The organism is Pedobacter sp. MC2016-14, assembly GCF_020991475.1.
Classification (GTDB): domain Bacteria; phylum Bacteroidota; class Bacteroidia; order Sphingobacteriales; family Sphingobacteriaceae; genus Pedobacter.
Map to the genome: position 1 here is coordinate 1,507,400 of NZ_JAJMPA010000001.1, position 18,442 is coordinate 1,525,841.

Here is an 18,442-nt window from a genome sequence, read left to right on the forward strand (position 1 = left end):
AGTTCCGTCGTTTTTTATGAAAAAAATATGATCTTCGTTATGTTATTGGTTGATATTGAGCATTCTGTGCGGATTTCAAGGTTTGTCATTCAGTGGGAAAAGCAGTGTGACTTTAGTTCCCATTCCAGGGTTGCTCTCCAGTTTTATCGTTCCGTTCATTAGCCTGGTATATTTTTCAACAATACTTAATCCAAGGCCAGTTCCAGGAATGCTTCCGGTATTTGTTGCTCTGTAAAAGGGCGTGAATAGCTGTAGCTGGTCTTTCAATGGAATTCCAATGCCATTATCTCTCACGCAAATCCGGCAAAACTTTTCGTCTAATTCTGTTTGAATATTGATAATTCCATCATCCTTTGAATATTTAATCGCATTAGAGATCAAATTCGTGACACAATGTTTTATGAGGTTTAGGTCCTGATAACAAAATATATCTTTTCCTTCGTGCTCGTAGCAGATTTGCTGATTTCTTTCTTTGTGTATGTTCATTTCAGAAATGATATCTTTAAAAAAAGATTCTAAGTCGAATATCGTAAATACGGGCTGTATGCCACCTCGCTCAATTCTTTCAACAGACAAAAAATCGTCTAGGACTTCCATTAACTCTTTAACAGAAATCCTTATTTTTCTTAAATGGTACCTAATTTTATCGGCATCCATACGCTCATGATAATTCTCAATGAGCGCAGCGGAAAGTTGAATGCTGCTTAAAGGGGACCTGAATTCATGTGAAGCAATGGAAACAAACCGACTTTTCATTTCATTAATGTTTCGCTCATTTTGAAGTAAGTAGTTCATTTCCTTTTGATTTTTAACTAATTGCTTATTCATTAGTTCCAAGGCGAGATTGTGATCTTTAGGGGAGGGCTTGGGTTCTGAAGTGATTGCATTTTTCATGTGTTTTATGAATTACGTTATTTTTGATAACCATAGCTTTGGCCATGCTAATTAGATTGATCTGCTGTACTATAATTTGAGTTATCTATAAATATGACTCTATTGCAAAGTAGGACTAGTTTTAGATAATTTAAATGATCTTAATCATTCAGTATTTTGACTGTTGTCACTCAGGTTGTCTATGCACGAAACGCCGGTTTGGCCATTATCTGATAGATGGAGCAGAGCTCCTTATTCATCATGTGCAAGCGTTCATTTAGTTCAAATTGGAATAGTATTTGTTGATGTTTAAACATCAATAATCCTGAACTAAAATGATTAAAGTCCTCAAACTTCAAAAAGCCGTGATTGCCTTTGTTTTAGGGGTACTGGGCTTAATTGCTTACAAGATTTTAAGTGCGGCTAAAAATGAAGCCAGTATCTATGTTTTGGAAGCTGCGGGACTTTGTTTTGTAATAGGCGGGCTGATGTTTATGTATCCTATTCTGTTTGCTAAAAAGGACAAAGAGGGCCTGGTAAACCTGGACCCCGAAGCTGTAGTAGAAGAAGAGGCTAAGGATTAGTCGCTTTTCTGCCCTCGTTCATCTCAGTTTTAACCTCCTCCGGTATCATTTAACATTACTTAAGACTTCTATTCTGGATTTTAGCCGGAAATAGATGCGATATGAAATATTTGATACTTTTTCTGTTGTGCTGCAGTGTTTTTTGCGTTAAAAACGCACAGGCACAGGTGATACAAAACGACACCATAACGGTGGCGGATAAATTTATAACCGCAAGGCTGGACGCCGTACTGGACGACCTTTCTAAAACCTACAAAATCAACATTGTTTTTAACCGCGAACAGCTGCGGAACTACGATGTAACCTACCATTATTTTAATTACAAAGTAAAGGAAATCATTGAGCAGATTTGTAAGTCTAAAGGCTTATTTTATGCCAAGCAACCCAATGGGACCTATTACGTGGTATTAAAACCCAGTGATGTAGACAAGCTGAAAAAGCAACAGAAACTGGGCGAGATGAAAGCAGAATTGACTACTGGCCAGGTAATCACTACCACAGTTCGTGGGGAGCCTGTGGTGGAAAAGGCAGGATTACCGCACCGGTATAATTTTGCCCTGGCCGGTAAAGTTACCGATAACCAAACGGGGGAATCTTTGCCTTCTGCTTCGGTTAAAATACGTGGCACCAAACTAGGCGCCATTACCAATACAGATGGGTATTTTACCCTGCAAAATGTGCCGGCAGATACTTGTATCCTGGAGGTATCTTACGCAGGTTTTAGAACCTCACTGGAAAGGTTGACAACGGAGAAGTCTGAGCAAACATTACTGATTAGCCTCTTACCGAGGGAAGGCACACTGAATGAAGTGGTCATTAACGGCAAAAAGGAAGGTGTGCTGAATACCGATACCCGCAGGGTAAGTGTAATCCAGATGACGCCGGCTAAACTGGCCGAACTGCCAAACATTGGTGAGCGAGACATTTTAAGGTCTTTTCAATTGATGCCGGGGATCAGTGGCAGCAATGAATCTTCTTCTGGTGCCTATGTGCGCGGGGGTACGCCCGATCAGAACCTGGTGCTGTTTGATGGTTTTACGGTATATCAGGTAGATCACTTGTATGGTTTTTACAGCGCTTTTAACGTAAATGCGGTAAAGGATGTACAAATGTATAAGGGCGGTTTCTCTTCCAAATTTGGTGGACGATTATCGAGCGTTACCGACATCAGTGGTAAAGAAGGCAACAAAAGGGAAGCTACTTTTGGTGGCGACCTGAGTTTGCTGAGTGTAAACCTCTGGGGCGAAACACCAATTGGCGACAAATCGTCAGTATTGTTTAGTCTGCGGCGATCGTACCAGGGGCCGTTGTACAACAAAATTTTTAACAAGGTAACCAATACCACAACCAGCACTACAAGCAGTGGTCCGGGCGGAATGGGCGGCGGTGGTTTTGGTGGGGGCGGTGGCCGTGGTGGAATGGCCAACAACCAAACACAGGTATCTTCCTGGTTTTATGACCTGAACGGAAAATATACCTTTACACCTGACGATAAGAACATCTTTTCACTGACCTATTATAGCGGGAAGGATAAGGTAGACAATAGCAGGGACCTTGGGATACCCTCTATTTTGTCCAGTACGGTAAATAGTACTACCATTACAGATTTAACAGATTATGGCAATGTGGGCACCAGTGCAAAATGGGCCAGAAGATTGGGGAGCAAAGTGTACGCCAATACTACCCTCAGCTATTCTCATTATTTTAGTGAACGCAACAGGGGTACCAGCAGTTCCATCACAGACAGTACGGGAACGACTGCAGAAACCAATGCTGGAAATTATGAATACAACAATTTAACAGATTACAGCGCTAAAACGGACTGGGAATGGAACTTTAACAACAAAGGCAAAATACTTTTTGGTGGTTTTGCTTCTTCTCAAAAAGTAGATTATACTTATACCCAAAATGATACTACCTTGTTGGTAAACCAGCACAACAAAGCCATTACTGCCGGGGGCTACCTGGAGGTGGAACAAAACTTTGGGCCGCTGAGGGTACAGCCAGGCATTCGTGCTACGCATTATGATTTAACGGGTAAGAATTACATTGAACCCCGTTTTTCTGCCAGTTACGCCCTTACAGATAAATTGATTTTGAAAGGTGCTACCGGTCGTTTCTACCAGTTTGCCAACAAAGTGAGCCGTGAAGATATCCTTTCTGGTACGCGCGATTTCTGGGTACTGGCCAATGGCGGCAGCATCCCGGTTGGCTCTGCGTTGCACTACATTGCAGGGGCAAGTTATGAAACCGACAAGTACCTGTTTAGCGTGGAGGGCTATTACAAAACGCTGAAAGGTTTAACGGAATATTCATTGAGGCAGCTACGATCGGAGGGGATGGGGCCAAACGCGGCGGTAACGCTGGAAGAAAACTTTTACAATGGTATCGGTTATTCACGGGGGCTGGAGTTTATGGCCCAGAAAAAGGCTGGAAATTACACCGGATGGATTGGTTACACCCTGGCAGAGGCTTATAATAAATTTGATGTCTATGGTAATGACTACTATGCGGCCAATCAGGATGTAAGGCACGAGTTTAAATCGATTAACATGTACCATATGGACCGTTGGACTTTCTCTGCGACCTTTATTTATGCTACGGGAAGGCCATATACTGCACCCGTAGGTAGTTATACGGTAGATAGGGCAGGAGCGGGGACCCGTACGTATCTGGTGATTAGCGGAAAGAATACAGAACGACTAAAATCTTACCAGCGTCTGGATGCTGCGGTAACTTATGACCTGATCCGTACCAATTCTAAAAAGGTGGGCACCATCGGCTTTTCTCTCTTCAACATCTACAACCGCTCTAACACCTGGTACAGGGAATACCAGCTGGTGGGCAATCAGGTGATCTCTACTGACGTAAATTATTTAGGTTTTACTCCAAACATAACCCTTAGCTTAAAATGGTAATATCATATAAAAACACAGGATTTTTGGGCCTTGCCCTGCTGATGCTGACCGCTATGGCCTGCAAAAAAGAAAGCAATACAGATTACAGCGTACTGCCGGTGGTACAGGGATACATTACCCCAGCCCACAATATAGAGGTAAAGGTTTCGGCACAAAAGGCACTGCTGGATACCAATGCTTATGGAGTGGCAATTACAGGGCTGCAACTTAAAGTGTCTGATGGCACAACAAGCAAAAGTCTTACAGAAGATAAATCGGGTCATTATGTATTAAACGATCTGAAATTTGTAAAAGCAGGATTAACCTATACCCTCGAATTTAGTTACAATGGTTTGCCTGTAAGCGCCAGTACTACTGTGCCGCCCAAACCTTCGGGCATAGCGGTATCTGACTATACTCAGGTGATTCCGGTAATGACATTTGGTACCACCCCAACGGAATTTGTGCCGGTCACTTTAACCTGGTCTAATGCGGCGGCAAATAACCACATCATTGCTTTTGAATATACAGAAAGCATTAAGCAGGTGATGGACAGTCGTTTTAACAGGGATACGGCGACTAACGTTGAAGTTAATGTGGCTAAACTGGCTACTTACGATCTGAACAGGATGACTTTTAGGTACTATGGCAATTACAGGGTAATTTTGAAACGGGTGAATGTAGAATATGTAAACATGCTAAACCACAGCAGTACGGGCAGCACTTCGGCAAATTTGACAAACGTACCCACAAATGTTATCAATGGATTAGGTATTTTTACAGCCTTTCAGGCAGATACCTTGTCCAATTACCTGCTGGTTAAATCTGAATTGTAATTTAAACGTATGGAGCGGTTAGCAAAATGGGGTTCTAATAAATACATGATTTATGCGATGCATGTATTGTTTTGGCTATTGTTGGTATCGCCATTTCTGATCGGCACTTACAATACCCCATTTTTTGACCATATGAAATACAGGTTGCTGCTGAGCAATAGCTTCCTGATTGTACTTTTTTACTGGAACGCCTTTTACCTGTATCCGCAACTTTACAAAAAAAGGGGATGGGGTGTTTATCTGCCGGCAGTTTTGCTCAGCGTTACGGTACTTTTTTCAGCATCGTACTATCTGGAAAACAAGTTTTTTCCAAGGCCGGAGATGATGGCCGGAAATTTTCATCCCCCTGCTAAAACCGATATGGGACCGCGAAAGGGGCCTGGACCGGGTTTCCCTGTCATTACCTTTGTGTTCATTGTGGGCATTAGCTTTAGTTACCGCCTGTTGATGGAGCAGAACCAGGAAGAAAAACGGCGTAAAGAACAGGAAACAGAGACATTGAAAACAGAACTGAACTTTTTGCGCTCACAGATCAGTCCGCATTTTATGTTCAATGTACTGAATACATTGGTTTCTCTTGCCAGAAAAAAATCTGACCTGATGGAGCCCTCGCTCATCCAGCTTTCTACCCTGATGCGCTATGTGCTGAGCGAAAGTAATTATAGCCGGATTTCATTGCGTAAGGAAGCGGAATACCTGCAGAACTATATTGATTTGCAAACGCTGCGCTTTGGTGACGATATTGACTTGCAGCTGCACATTGCTACTGTACCGGAAGATTATGAAATTGAGCCGATGCTGCTGATTCCTTTTGTAGAGAATGCTTTTAAACATGGCATTGGTACACTGGAGTATCCACGTATTCGGGTAAGTTTGCAGCTGGAACGTCATCAGCTATTGTTTAGCGTGCAGAACTCTGTGGCGCCTTCTGGTGACCATAAAGACCTGAGCTCGGGCATTGGTTTAAAAAATGTGCGCAGGCGGCTGGAACTTTTATATAGCGACCGGCACCGGCTGAGTACTGAAATTAAGGATGGCGTTTTTACAGCAGAATTGTTAATTGTATTGCGATAAATGAAGTGCTTAATCATAGATGACGAACGCCCTGCAAGGGAGCTCATGGAAGACAACATTAGCATGGTTCCTTTTCTGGAATTGGCAGGCAGCTGTAAAAATGCAGATGAAGCCATGAAGATTATGGAAAGCCAGCTGATAGATTTGATTTTTCTGGACATCCAAATGCCGGGCTTATCTGGCTTGCAGCTGTTGCAAAGCGGCTTGATTGAAGCGCCGATGGTAATTTTGGTAACTGCTTATGAGCATTATGCACTGGAGGGCTTTAACCTGAATGTATTGGATTACCTGGTAAAGCCTGTGCCTTTTGAACGTTTTTTAAAAGCAGTAACCAAGGCAAGGGAATTGTATTTGCTGAAGAACAAGCTAGTGGTGGCTGACGCACCGGCACCGGAGCAAAATTACCTTTGGGTAAATTCTGATTATTCGCTGGTGCGCATCAATATAGACCACATTACGCATATTGAAGGCTTAAAGGACTACATTAAAATATACCAGATCAATAGTGATAAACCAGTGATACCACGGTTGACCTTACACTATATGGAAGAGAAGTTGCCGGCAGATAAATTTATGCGGGTGCACCGCTCTTTTATCGTTGCGCTGGATAAGATCCAGCTGGTAAAAAAGAACCGTCTGTATGTTCCCAATGCGGAGGTTCCCTTTACAGATAGCTACCGTGAGCAACTGATGAATTATATAGGAGGAAACTAGAGGTCCAGCTGCAGCTGAATGTCTGTATTACTCAGTGCTTCCTGATGCCTGTCGAAGTTGGAAAGCGTAACCCCAATTAGGCGGATCATTAATTCGGAGAGGTCGATTTCTGCAAGCAGCCTGATGGCTTCCTGGTACAACTCTTCGGCAGAATTGGTGTAAAAGTTTAAGGAGTGGCTTCGGGTAATCTGCTTAAAATCAGTAAACTTAAGCTTTAAGGTTACGGTTTTTCCTTTCAAGCCATAACGCTCCAGTCGCTTGCATACTGTTGTGCTTAGCAGCCGCAATTCATTGTGTAAAAATTCCGGATCATGCGTGTCCTGGTCAAACGTGTTTTCTGCCCCTACTGATTTACTTTCCCTGTGGGGTTGAACCGCACGGTCATCCAATCCATTGACGATTTTGAAATAATACTTACCCGATTTGCCAAATTTCATCACCAGCTGTTCTTCTGTAAGTTTTTTTAAGTCGGCACCGGTATACAGCTGCATGCTCCGCATTCTGGCTGCGGTTACTTTTCCAATCCCGTGAAACTTTTCTACAGGTAGCTTCTCTATAAACTTATTCACTTTTGATGGGCCTATGAAAGTCAGGCCATCTGGTTTATTCATGTCTGACGCAATTTTGGCCACAAATTTATTGATGGATACCCCGGCCGACGCCGTGAGCTGGAGTTCATCTTTAATGGCTTTTTTGATGGCTTTGGCAATATCTACCGCAGAGCCTATGCCCAGTTTATCTTCAGTTACATCCAGGTAGGCTTCATCCAATGACAGCGGTTCTATTAAATCAGTATACCGGCTAAAGATTTCACGGATTTTGCCAGATACCTCTTTATAAGCATCAAACCTGGGGTAAACGAAGATGGCCTGGGGACACAATTTGTAGGCCTGCTGGCAAGGCATGGCCGATTTAATTTTGTATTCCCGGGCCTCATAACTTGCTGTAGCTACCACGCCGCGGCTTTCCGTCTTACCGCCCACCACCAGGGGTTTGCCCCGGTACTCGGGAAAGTCCCGCTGCTCTACCGATGCGTAAAATGCATCCATGTCTATATGGATAATTTTACGCTGGGTTGGTTTCTCGGGACTCATATTTTGCTATTAATATTAGCAAATATAAGTATTATTCTTCTTCAGTCCCTCCGGCAGATTTGGATTGTAAATAAAATGCACCTTTAGTAGCCAGCTGCACATTGGCTGGCAGCTTTTGGAGGGGGCTGATTTGAATATAGCCTAATTCTGAAACCCCGGTTTTTACTTCTGTTTTTGTGAAATGCACCGCATCTTTATCTTTTTGATCTGCTATAAAAATGTATTCTTTGCCTTCTGCACGTACAACGGCATCTACAGGTACAGCATCAGACAATTCTGAGCCTACGCTGATGAGTGCGGTTACGTACATTCCCGGAATAAGGTTTTGTTTTTTAGTATTGTTAAGCACGGCATGTACAATAACACCCTTACTTTCGTTTTCAAAGGATTTGTTGATGCCGTTAATACGGCCCGGAATCTGCTGGTTTTCCTGATTGGTAAGCTGAAAGTTTACCGCCTGCCCGATTTTTACTTTCATGAGGTCTTTCTCGAAAACAATCAGGTCGCAATGGATTTTGGAATTGTCTACCACTTCCATGATGGACGTTCCCGGCTGAACAAATGCACCGGTATTGGCAGAGATTTGTCCTACTGTACCATTAATAGGTGCAAGCATGGGAAACCTGGAGATGATTTTTCCCCCTGAAATTTTTGGAGGGGAGATCCCCAACTGGCGCAGCTGAGTTTCAAAACCGCTGATTTTTGAACGCTCAGTATGATAGTTTGCTGCTGCAGCCTCAAAAAATTTGCCTGTGCCGGCCCCCGCTGCTTTCAATTGCTGCTGACGCTCGTATTCGGCCCTGGTATAACTGAAGCTGCTTTTTGCAGATAAGTAATCTTGCTGAATTTTAATCAGCTCCTGGTTTTCTACCGTAGCCAGCACTTGTCCTTTTTTTACCTGTTGCCCTTCCAGTACATTGATGGTGTAAATCATGCCACCAGATAAAACACTTACATCTGCTTTATTTTGGGGCGGTACGGCCAGCTGTCCGCTGGCTTTGATGACTGTGCTGAGGTTCTTTTGGCTTATGGCGCCAACAGTTATGCCAACAGCTTCCATTTGTGCCGTATTTAAAGTTAAATCCGGGGCTTCTTCTTCATTGGCCTCTGCTGCAGTTTCCAAAGGCTCTTTTTGGGTTTTAGCTGGTTCTCCAGAACAAGCGCAAAAAAGTATTGCCGGTAGGAGCAATGTGGCGCATATATTTTTTAATGTTGAAAATTTCATGTTATTCTCCTTTTAAATAATGTAACTGAATGAAGGATTGGTTTAAGCGGCTAACCGTTTCAATATAACTGAGCTTACTTTGAATGGCTGAAGATAGGTTCTGGATGTATTCTACATAACCAATCTCTCCAAGGTTAAATGAAACCTGTGCAATCCGGATTTGTTCATCTGCTTGTTTTAATCCCCCGGAAGTATAGTAGTTTACAGCCTGCACAAGATTTTGGTACTGTTGCAGTTCCTGTTGGTATTGCAATTTTAAGAGCGACTGGTTTTGGGCTGCATTGGTTTGCAACAGTTGAAGGCCCAGTTGTTCATTTTTAACCCTTGCACGGTTTGCCCCGCCAAAAATGGGAATTGCCAGGCCAACCTGGAAGCCCGCAATACGTGTTCCGGGACTATATCCCCTGTTTAAATTTGCCGGGTCAAAAGAACTGACTACAAGTTGCTGGCTGTAGCCCAAGGTAAGATCGGGCAAGGCTTTTGATTTTTCTACTTTTATCCGTGCGTCGGCAAGCACTACATTTTGTTGGTCGTACTTAACCTTAGGATGATTGCTTAAGTCTGCCGTATCGGCCAGGATCACTTCCCTAAGTATTGGCAGGCTGTTTTCTGCGAGCACCAGGGGCTCAGTAGTATTTAACAGTTGCTGTAAGCTCAGTTCATTACTCCGTAAAGCTGCTATGGACTGTAGTTTTAACCGTTGCATTTCCTGGTATTTGTTGCGGGCAGTCATCACTTCCAGATTGGAAGTTTCACCTGCTTTAAACCGGGAATCCGCTTTTTTAACAAAATCGCGGTAAATGCTGTCCTGGTAGTTCACTAAGTTTAGCGTCTCCCGGTTGGCCAGGTAGCTGTAATACGCCACTTTTACCTGTTGTATAATTTCTGCCCGGCTTGTGTTGGCTGCCTGTTGTGATAGGGCCGTTTGTTGGGTAAAGAGCTTTTTCTGGTTTTTATATAAACCCGGCCAGGCAAAACTTTGTGTTACACCCAGGGCATTGTCCATATTGCCTCCACTGGTAGGGTCTTGTGTAAGCATGAACTCTGTTTTAGGAAGATCGATGGCAGATTTCTGCAGGGCGAGGGATTGCTCTACCGATAAACCTGCTGCCCTAAGCTGAAGGTTCTGTTTGAGCGACAGTTTAATCAGGCTGTCAAGGCTTAGCGGCTGAGGTTTGCTTTGGGCAGCGGCTGTTCCGCCAAAGGCTAACCCGAGTCCGCTGCATAAAAGTACAAGCAGAGCTTTGGGAAGCTTAAGGCTTCCTTCTTTCTTACCATCAAATAAAAGGTAGAGGCAGGGTAAAACAAAGAGTGTTAGAAAAGTAGCGGTCATCAATCCCCCAATCACCACGGTTGCCAGGGGCTTTTGAACCTCGGCGCCGGCACTGGAAGATAAAGCCATCGGTAAAAAGCCGAAAGAAGCTACGGCGGCTGTCATCAGTACGGGTCTTAACCGTACCCGAGTGCCCTCTAAAACCCTTTGGTAACTATTGTCCATGCCTTCTTCTTTGAGTGTATTGAAATGACCAATCAACACGATGCCGTTTAATACCGCTACACCGAAAAGGGCGATAAAACCTACCCCGGCCGAAATGCTGAAAGGCATATCTCTTAGCAGGAGTGCCGCAATGCCGCCCATGGCAGCAAGAGGTACTGCGGTAAAAATGAGCAGACTTTGTTTAACAGAACGAAAAGTAAGGTACAGCAAGCCCAGGATAAGCAGTAGGGCTGCGGGTACCGCTACAGAAAGCCTTTGTTTGGCGGCAAGCAGGTTTTGAAACTGCCCGCCGTAAGTGATGTAGTAACCGGGAGGAAGTTTAACCTTATTCTCCATCAGTTGCTGGATCTCTTTGACCGTACTTTCTATGTCCCGCCCTTTTACATTAAAACCGACAAAAATCCTTCGTTTGCCATCTTCACGCGAAACCTGGGCAGGCGCATCTTTAAAGGTAATATCGGCAACCTGGCTTAGCGGGACTTTATTGCCCGAAGCCAAAGGGATGAGCAGGTTTTGTACATCAGAAATGTTTTGCCGCAATTCTTGCTGCAACCTAACCACCATGTCAAATCTTTTTTCGCCTTCGTAAATTACACCTGCAACACTTCCCGCAAATGCTGTACGCAAAATGTTATTGATGGTGCCGATATTTAAGCCGTACTGGGCCATCTTATCGCGGTTATAGGCTACGGTAATTTGCGGGAGTCCGCTTACTTTTTCTACATAAGGTTCTGTAACACCAGCCACCGGAGCAATGATTTTAGCAATTTTTCCTGCCTCCATCGTCAGTACATCCAAATCATCGCCATATATTTTAATGGCTACATCCTGCCTGATGCCCGTCATCAGTTCATTAAAACGCATTTGCATGGGTTGGGTAATTTCTACATTAATGCCGGGGATCACAGCCAGTGCTTCTTCCATTTTTTCCATCATTTCTTCGCGTGTACTGGCAGATGTCCATTCCGCTTTGGGTTTCATGGCCAGCATCATATCTCCACGTTCCATAGGCATAGGGTCTGTAGGGATTTCGGAACTGCCTATTCTGGTTACAGCTTGTTTTAATTCGGGAAACTGGTCTTTGAGGATTTTTTCTGCTTTTCCAAAAGTTTTAACGACTTCAGATAAAGAAGTACCCTGCATCATAGAGATCTCGACAGTAAGGTCGCCTTCTTCCAGTGTTGGGATAAACTCGCCGCCCATGCGGTTAAATGCCCAGATGGAAACTGCAAACAAGAGCAGGGTAGCTGCAACTACTATTTTTTTAACCCGGAGCATCCGGATGAGCAAGTGTTGGTAATGTTTTTGGGCAAAACCAATAAACCGGTCTGATAGGGTAGGTTTGTGAACGGTGTTTTTGCTTAAACATAGTGCGCTCATCATCGGGACATAGGTGAGCGACAAAATAAATGCACCCAATATGGCAAAAGCTACAGTTTCGGCCATTGGCCTGAACATTTTACCTTCAATACCTACCAGCGCAAACAGTGGCAAATAAACAATGAGGATAATGATTTCTCCAAAAGCAGCGCTACTCCTGATCTTTGAAGAGGCTGCGTAAACTTCCTGGTCCATTTCTGCTTGCGTTAGGCGCTGTTTGCCTGGAAAAAGGTTGCTTTCTGTAAGGCGAAACACGATGGCTTCTACGATGATAACCGCGCCATCTACAATAAGCCCAAAATCAATGGCGCCAAGGCTCATCAGGTTTCCGGATACATTAAATAGGCGCATCATGGCGAAGGCAAATAACATAGCCAGGGGGATTACCGAAGCCACCACGAGGCCTGCACGTAAGTTGCCGAGTAATAAAACCAATACTAATATAACGATAAGTGCGCCTTCCAGCAGGTTTGTCCTTACGGTACCAATGGCCCGGCCAACCAATTCTGTGCGGTCTATAAAGGGTTCTATTACTACACCTTCGGGCAATGATTTCTGGATTTGGACAATGCGTTCCTTTACATTTTTGATGACCTGGTTAAAGTTTTCGCCTTTGAGCATCAAGGTTACCCCGGCAACTACTTCTCCTTCGCCATTTCTGGTTACAGCACCGTAGCGGGTAGCACTGCCAAACTGCACCAGGGCAATATCGCGGATAAGGATAGGCGTACCGTTGTTGGCTTTGACCACAATTTTTCGGATATCGTCCAGTGATTGCACCTGTCCCAACCCTCTAATAAAATAGACGTTGTTCTGTTGTTCTATGTAAGAACCACCGGTATTTTCATTGTTGTTTTCCAGGGCCTGGTAAACTTCCGGGATGGTAAGCCCAAGGGAGTTGAGCTTGTCGTTGTCCAGCGCAATTTCATATTGTTTTACAAAGCCGCCCCAGCCGCTTACTTCAGCAACACCAGGTGTGCCGGCCAGTTGGGTACGTACCAGCCAGTCTTGCAAGGTACGCAGGTCTGTAGCGGTATATTTGTTTTCATATCCTTTTTTGGTATGCAGTACATACTGGTAAATCTCTCCAAGACCAGTGGTAATGGGCGCCAGTAGGGGCTCTGTTAGTCCTTTTGGAATATTTTGTTCTGCTTCTTTGAGCTGCTCATTAACTTGTTGTCTGGCCCAGTAAATATCGGTATCGTCTTTAAAAACGAGAGTAATCACCGAAATCCCGGAACGGGAGATGGACCTTTTTTCCAGGATATTTGGGATGTTGGCCATGGCCAGCTCTATTGGTGCGGTAATGAATTGCTCTACTTCCTGAGCACCGAGGCTGGGGGCCTGCGAAATTACCTGTACCTGGTTGTTGGTAATGTCGGGCTGTGCATCTAAAGGTAAATGATAAGCTGAATAAATGCCCCAAAGCATTAATCCAAACGTCATCAATCCTATAGTTACTTTGTTCTTTATAGAGAACGCTATAATCTTGTCAAACATGAATGTGTTTTTAAAGCGACCTGTGTAAACAGGAAGCTGTTGCATACTTATTTTCTTTAGCCCCTGGTGTACGGGCGCCTGATCATAAATTTACAACCGGGGCGGTTGCCATACCGGGAGACTTACATCAACATATTTGCCAGTAAAATAATTGGTGTATACGGTTTTGTGCTCTTTGAAAGGTATAGATGTTAAGGTTAGCAGTTGGGCAATTGATGATGCTGAACAGCAATTACAATGGCAAAATGGAGAACAGCCGTCATCCAGGGCATGGTCTTTTTCTGTTTCGGTAGGTGTTGTTGTGCGCTGTGTGCTTACTTTAACCTGCGCATCGGCACATGGCGCAAAATTGAGCACCAGTACAACAATTACACAAATCAGCGAAAGTAACTTCATTTTGCTTTTGATTGTTGCAAATGTATTTATTTTAATGACAATGTGGTACTACTTCCTTTTTGAAAACAATAACTTTGTTGTGAAGTTGTACTATAAAGATTAAATGATACTACGTAATATAAAATATTTGGGAATAGCAGGGCTAATGATGATGGCTTTTGCCTGCAAAACAAGAAAAGCGGTAACAGTTACGGTTACACCGCCACCGCCGCCCAAAACCACTACGGTAAATGATGCGGAAAAAGCTAAAGCACAGACTTTAAAATTCATTAAAGACCGGGACATTGCTTTTAGTACCTTATCCATTAAAGGTAAAGCCAGCCTGGATATGAATGGAGAGGTTAACAATGTAAGCGTGAACATCAGGGTAAAACGTGACCAGATCATTTGGGTAAGCATTACTGCTTTTGCCGGACTGGAGCCTGCGCGTGCAATGATTACACCAGACAGCATTTTTGTGCTCAATAAGCTGCAGGGTACTTACCTGGCAAAACCTTTTAGTTATATCCAGCGGTTTAGTAACAGGCAAATCAACTTTAAAATGTTGCAATCCATTTTAACAGGCAATTCTGTGGCAGAATTTATACAGGAACCTGTTACACTGAAAGACAATGGCGTGGTTACATTGGAAGGGAAACGGGCAGATCTGGGTTTTAGAATGTTGATGACAGATGTGTTTAAAGTAGCGGAACTTACCATGAATGATGCTAAATCCGGACAAGCGCTTAAAGTAATTTACGGTGATTATGTGAATGTAGATACGGCAATATTTCCTGCTGTAGTAAAGATTAGTGCAATGGCAGGTACCAAAAGAACAGGGATAGATTTTAGTTTTTCTAAAATTGAGCGCAATGTTACGCTTGATTTTCCGTTTACAGTACCTAATAGGTATCAGCGAATAGACTAATTTTTTATACTTTTGGTGCAATGAAGCTACACAAATTACTTTTATTCTTGTTGCTGGTTACTTTTGCATCAAAGGGCTTTGCTCAAAGCAGTTCTGAATTGAAGCGTAAAAAAGAAGCTATACAGCGTGAAATTGAATTGTTACAAAGAAATTTAAATAAGGCTGCAAGCAGTAAAAAGCTTACCCTGGGTGAAATTCGGGCCTTAAATGCTAAGATTGGCCTGATGCAGAATAAGATTACGGTGATCAACTCTGAGATTAAAAACCTGGATAATCAGATCCATGAGAACACAAACACCGTACATTCTTTACGTGACCAGCTGGGACAGCTGAAGAAAGAATATGCCGGTATGATTAGATTTGCGCAGCGGAATAGAAACTCATACGATAAGATGATGTTTATTTTTGCGGCAAATGATTTTAACCAGGCCTACAAACGGATTAAATATTTGCAGCAGTTTGGACAGTACCGCAAAAAGCAGGCAGATTATATTCAGGGCACGGAAAAAAACCTGAACTACAAAATTGTGGTGCTTGATAAAAGCCTGAAAGAAAAAAATAACCTGCTGCGAGAGCAGGAAAACGAGCGCCAAAGACTGGATAAAAATAAGTCTGAACGTGCAACAGTCCTGAACCAGGTAAGTAAACAGGAAAAAAGGTTTAGGCAGGATATTGCGACTAGAAAGAGACAGCAGGCACAGATTGACAGAAGTATTCGTGATGCGATTCGCCGCGAAATTGAAATAGCAAGAAGAGCTGAAGAGGCCAGGAGAAAGGCTGAAGCAGAGGAAGCGGCAAGAGTTGCGGCGGCTGCGGCAGCGAAAGCTAAAGCGGAGAACCGTCCTGCACCAGCAGTGGTAGCCGAAAAGCCAAAGGCCACAGGGAATTACCTGAATGCTACTCCGGAGTTGGCCAAATTATCAGCCTCTTTTGAAAGCAACAGAGGTTCGTTGCCATGGCCGGTAGCCAATGGAACCATTACCGAAAGGTTCGGTAAGCATACTGAAGGCCAGGCAAGTTATGACAATAGCGGAGTAACCATTACCACAGGCGAGGGTGCAAGTATCCGAGCGGTTTTTAACGGCAAGGTAACTAAGGTAAGTAGTGTAATGGGCATGTATTTTGTGTTAATTAAACATGGTGAATACTTTACCGTTTACCAAAACCTGCGATCGGTAAGTGTTGCGGCGGGCGATAATGTAACCACAAAGCAAACGATAGGCGTGGTGGCAAACTCTGGCGAAATGCCTGAATTGCAGTTCCAGATTTACAGAGGCGCTACGGCTCAAAATCCGGAGTCATGGATTGCCAGGTAAGCTTTAAAAATTAAAATGGTTATATTTGTATAAAACAATAAAATAGGGTAAATGATGTATACAGGCGTGTTATTGGAGTTTTTAAACATGGGCAGTGGCGAGATTATACTCATCATGGCGGTGGTACTTCTGTTATTTGGAGGTAAAAAATTACCTGAGCTTGCAAGAGGGTTGGGTAAAGGAATAAGAGATTTTAAAGATGCCTCTGAAGGTGTAAAAAGAGAAATTCACCGCAACATTAATTCTTTGGAGCTTGATGAAGAATTGAAAAAAGAAGAAGAGGAAGAAGCGAAAAGGAAACAGGCGGCGGCAACACCTGCCCAAACCCTGGAAGAGCAAATGTATCCAACAACACCTGTAAATGCGCAAAGCATAAACAGGGTTACTGAGGAAAAGGTTATTGATAACGTTAGTGTAGAAAATGAGGCTACCCCGGTAGTATCTACTGATATTGCAGCGACTGCGGAGAAATTAGAGAAAGATAAAATTTAAAAGATGATGTTAAATACACAGATATTAGCTGCCCTGGGCACAACAGAAATCCTCCTTATTTTAGGGGTTGTATTATTGCTTTTTGGAGGTAAAAAAATTCCTGAGCTAATGAAAGGCCTTGGAAGAGGCGTAAAGGAGTTTAAAGATGGTAAAGATGGCGTAGACAACGTAGACGAAACACCTAACCCTAACCGTAAAGCTTAAATTTAATCCCGTTTATCGTTGAAGAAGTATCACGCTCTTGAAGAGATTCAGGAACTAATCGCATCAAAGGAACTTAGTTTACCTGATTTACTTGAGTACTATTTTAGCCGGATAGAGACAGAAAAACACCTCAATGCTTTTAATGAGGTGTTTTTTTATTCTGCCCGTGAGCAGGCCAAACTGGTACAGGAAAAAATGGAAAAGGGTACTGCCGGCAAACTGGCAGGAATGGTTATTGGGCTTAAAGATAACATCAGTTACCTTGGCCATAAAGTAACCGCCTCTTCCAAAATGCTGGAAAACTTTGTGTCGCCTTATTCTGCCACAGTTGTGGAAAGGTTACTGAAGGAAGATGCCGTAATTATTGGCCGCCTCAATTGTGACGAGTTTGCAATGGGTGGGTCTAACGAGACTTCTTATTATGGTCCGGTAAAGAATGCTGCTGATCCTTTAAGGGTGGCCGGTGGTTCTTCTGGTGGTTCTGCAGTGGCTGTGCAAGCAGATCTTTGCCTTGCCGCCTTAGGCACTGATACTGGTGGCTCTGTAAGGCAACCTGCTGCTTTTTGTGGCTGTATAGGTCTAAAACCTACTTATGGACGCATTTCGAGGTATGGGGTAATTGCTTATGCCTCATCTTTTGATCAGGTAGGTACACTAACTTCTTCGGTTTCTGATGCTGCTTTATTACTGGAAGTGCTGGCTGGAAGTGATGAGCACGACAGTACAGTTTCTACAAAGCAAGTCCCTGCCTATACCGAAGCGCTGAAAGAACAACTTAAACCGCAAAGAATTGCGGTACTTAAAGAGACCTTAGAGAATGAGGCTGTTGATCCTGCGGTTAAAGCGGCTATTCTGGATGCTATTGAAGCCTTTAAGCAGCAAGGCCACACGGTAGATTATGTTTCATTTGACCTGCTGGATTATCTGGTGCCAGCCTATTATGTGCTTACCGCCGCTGAAGCGTCTTCCAATTTATCAAGATACGATGGTGTGCATTATGGACACCGCAATACGGAAGCAAAAAACCTCAACGAATTGTATAAACTATCCAGGGCCGAAGGCTTTGGTGAGGAGGTGAAAAGACGCATACTATTGGGCACTTTTGTGTTGAGCGCAGGATATTATGATGCCTATTACCAGAAAGCGCAAAAAGTACGGATGCTAATCAGGCAGAAAATGGAAACATTGCTTGAAAGCTACGATGTGGTATTAACACCGGTTGCACCTACAGCAGCATTTAAAATAGGTGAAAATATACAGGATGCGCTGGTGATGTATATGGCTGATATTTTTACGGTATTGGCCTCATTAACAGGAATTCCGGCTATCGCAATTCCACTGGGCAATAATAAAGAAGGTTTACCGTTAAGCTTACAGTTAATGACCAAACACTTTGAAGAAGCGGCCCTGCTATCCCTTGCGGAGAGCTTTTTGAAAAAGGGATAAGCTGCC

Annotated in this window: 15 protein-coding genes; 10 read left to right on the top strand and 5 right to left on the bottom strand. The window is 43.5% G+C overall.

Annotated elements, in window-relative coordinates:
* Window positions 1-75: 75 nt before the first annotated feature.
* Window positions 76-894, bottom strand: coding sequence for a sensor histidine kinase KdpD (locus LPB86_RS06295; RefSeq protein WP_230641890.1), 819 nt, complete (start codon window positions 892-894; stop codon window positions 76-78).
* 314 nt (window positions 895-1,208) lie between these two features.
* Between LPB86_RS06295 and LPB86_RS06300 the strand changes: the two genes are divergently transcribed.
* The 5 genes from LPB86_RS06300 (at window position 1,209) to LPB86_RS06320 (ending at window position 6,978) form a co-directional block, all read left to right on the top strand.
* Entirely contained in the window at window positions 1,209-1,457 is a 249-nt protein-coding gene (locus LPB86_RS06300) for an isoleucyl-tRNA synthetase (protein WP_230641891.1), read from the top strand.
* A gap of 101 nt (window positions 1,458-1,558) precedes the next feature.
* On the top strand, window positions 1,559-4,375 hold the full coding sequence (locus LPB86_RS06305) for a TonB-dependent receptor (protein ID WP_230641892.1): 2,817 nt from the start codon (window positions 1,559-1,561) through the stop codon (window positions 4,373-4,375).
* A complete protein-coding gene (locus tag LPB86_RS06310) occupies window positions 4,369-5,190 on the top strand; it encodes a DUF4249 family protein (protein WP_230641893.1) in 822 nt (273 codons plus the stop codon). Before LPB86_RS06305 ends, LPB86_RS06310 begins: the two co-directional genes overlap by 7 nt.
* Window positions 5,191-5,199: 9 nt before the next feature.
* Complete coding sequence (locus LPB86_RS06315; RefSeq protein WP_230641894.1) at window positions 5,200-6,264, top strand: sensor histidine kinase; 1,065 nt, start codon at window positions 5,200-5,202, stop codon at window positions 6,262-6,264.
* Window positions 6,265-6,978, top strand: coding sequence for a LytTR family DNA-binding domain-containing protein (locus LPB86_RS06320; protein ID WP_230641895.1), 714 nt, complete (start codon window positions 6,265-6,267; stop codon window positions 6,976-6,978).
* Here the strand turns inward: LPB86_RS06320 and dinB are convergent.
* From dinB to LPB86_RS20950, 4 genes are all read right to left on the bottom strand, one after another.
* Window positions 6,975-8,072 (bottom strand): DNA polymerase IV, encoded by a 1,098-nt coding sequence (gene dinB / locus LPB86_RS06325; protein ID WP_230641896.1) that lies wholly within the window; start codon window positions 8,070-8,072, stop codon window positions 6,975-6,977. The genes LPB86_RS06320 and dinB overlap by 4 nt on opposite strands.
* A 31-nt stretch (window positions 8,073-8,103) precedes the next feature.
* Window positions 8,104-9,297: an efflux RND transporter periplasmic adaptor subunit gene (locus LPB86_RS06330; RefSeq protein ID WP_230641897.1), complete on the bottom strand. Its 1,194-nt coding sequence runs from the start codon at window positions 9,295-9,297 to the stop codon at window positions 8,104-8,106.
* Window position 9,298: 1 nt separating this feature from the next.
* On the bottom strand, window positions 9,299-13,675 hold the full coding sequence (locus tag LPB86_RS06335) for a CusA/CzcA family heavy metal efflux RND transporter (RefSeq protein ID WP_230641898.1): 4,377 nt from the start codon (window positions 13,673-13,675) through the stop codon (window positions 9,299-9,301).
* 90 nt (window positions 13,676-13,765) lie between these two features.
* Window positions 13,766-14,071, bottom strand: a complete 306-nt coding sequence (locus tag LPB86_RS20950; protein ID WP_370632799.1) for a DUF6660 family protein — start codon at window positions 14,069-14,071, stop codon at window positions 13,766-13,768.
* A 103-nt stretch (window positions 14,072-14,174) separates the two neighbouring features.
* Between LPB86_RS20950 and LPB86_RS06345 the strand changes: the two genes are divergently transcribed.
* The 5 genes from LPB86_RS06345 to gatA are packed head-to-tail and all read left to right on the top strand — an operon-like array spanning window position 14,175 to window position 18,436.
* The gene (locus LPB86_RS06345) at window positions 14,175-14,978 is read left to right on the top strand and encodes a DUF4292 domain-containing protein (RefSeq protein WP_230641901.1); all 804 of its coding nucleotides are present in this window, start codon (window positions 14,175-14,177) and stop codon (window positions 14,976-14,978) included.
* A 20-nt stretch (window positions 14,979-14,998) separates the two neighbouring features.
* Window positions 14,999-16,294 carry a murein hydrolase activator EnvC gene (locus LPB86_RS06350; protein ID WP_230641903.1) on the top strand — a complete coding sequence of 432 codons (1,296 nt, stop codon included), beginning with the start codon at window positions 14,999-15,001 and terminating at the stop codon, window positions 16,292-16,294.
* Between the two features lie 51 nt (window positions 16,295-16,345).
* Window positions 16,346-16,786, top strand: coding sequence for a twin-arginine translocase TatA/TatE family subunit (locus LPB86_RS06355; RefSeq protein WP_230641904.1), 441 nt, complete (start codon window positions 16,346-16,348; stop codon window positions 16,784-16,786).
* 6 nt (window positions 16,787-16,792) lie between these two features.
* On the top strand, window positions 16,793-16,990 hold the full coding sequence (locus tag LPB86_RS06360) for a twin-arginine translocase TatA/TatE family subunit (protein WP_230644299.1): 198 nt from the start codon (window positions 16,793-16,795) through the stop codon (window positions 16,988-16,990).
* Between the two features lie 18 nt (window positions 16,991-17,008).
* Window positions 17,009-18,436 carry an Asp-tRNA(Asn)/Glu-tRNA(Gln) amidotransferase subunit GatA gene (gene gatA / locus LPB86_RS06365; RefSeq protein ID WP_230641906.1) on the top strand — a complete coding sequence of 476 codons (1,428 nt, stop codon included), beginning with the start codon at window positions 17,009-17,011 and terminating at the stop codon, window positions 18,434-18,436.
* Window positions 18,437-18,442 lie beyond the last annotated feature (6 nt).

Excerpts from the sequence above, each read along its gene's own strand:
- LPB86_RS06295 (WP_230641890.1), bottom strand. The coding sequence starts at position 894 with ATGAAAAATGCAATCACTTCAGAACCCAAGCCCTCCCCTAAAGATCAC.
- LPB86_RS06300 (WP_230641891.1), top strand. The coding sequence starts at position 1,209 with ATGATTAAAGTCCTCAAACTTCAAAAAGCCGTGATTGCCTTTGTTTTA.
- LPB86_RS06305 (WP_230641892.1), top strand. The coding sequence starts at position 1,559 with ATGAAATATTTGATACTTTTTCTGTTGTGCTGCAGTGTTTTTTGCGTT.
- LPB86_RS06310 (WP_230641893.1), top strand. The coding sequence starts at position 4,369 with ATGGTAATATCATATAAAAACACAGGATTTTTGGGCCTTGCCCTGCTG.
- LPB86_RS06315 (WP_230641894.1), top strand. The coding sequence starts at position 5,200 with ATGGAGCGGTTAGCAAAATGGGGTTCTAATAAATACATGATTTATGCG.
- LPB86_RS06320 (WP_230641895.1), top strand. The coding sequence starts at position 6,265 with ATGAAGTGCTTAATCATAGATGACGAACGCCCTGCAAGGGAGCTCATG.
- dinB (WP_230641896.1), bottom strand. The coding sequence starts at position 8,072 with ATGAGTCCCGAGAAACCAACCCAGCGTAAAATTATCCATATAGACATG.
- LPB86_RS06330 (WP_230641897.1), bottom strand. The coding sequence starts at position 9,297 with ATGAAATTTTCAACATTAAAAAATATATGCGCCACATTGCTCCTACCG.
- LPB86_RS06335 (WP_230641898.1), bottom strand. The coding sequence starts at position 13,675 with ATGTTTGACAAGATTATAGCGTTCTCTATAAAGAACAAAGTAACTATA.
- LPB86_RS20950 (WP_370632799.1), bottom strand. The coding sequence starts at position 14,071 with ATGAAGTTACTTTCGCTGATTTGTGTAATTGTTGTACTGGTGCTCAAT.
- LPB86_RS06345 (WP_230641901.1), top strand. The coding sequence starts at position 14,175 with ATGATACTACGTAATATAAAATATTTGGGAATAGCAGGGCTAATGATG.
- LPB86_RS06350 (WP_230641903.1), top strand. The coding sequence starts at position 14,999 with ATGAAGCTACACAAATTACTTTTATTCTTGTTGCTGGTTACTTTTGCA.
- LPB86_RS06355 (WP_230641904.1), top strand. The coding sequence starts at position 16,346 with ATGATGTATACAGGCGTGTTATTGGAGTTTTTAAACATGGGCAGTGGC.
- LPB86_RS06360 (WP_230644299.1), top strand. The coding sequence starts at position 16,793 with ATGTTAAATACACAGATATTAGCTGCCCTGGGCACAACAGAAATCCTC.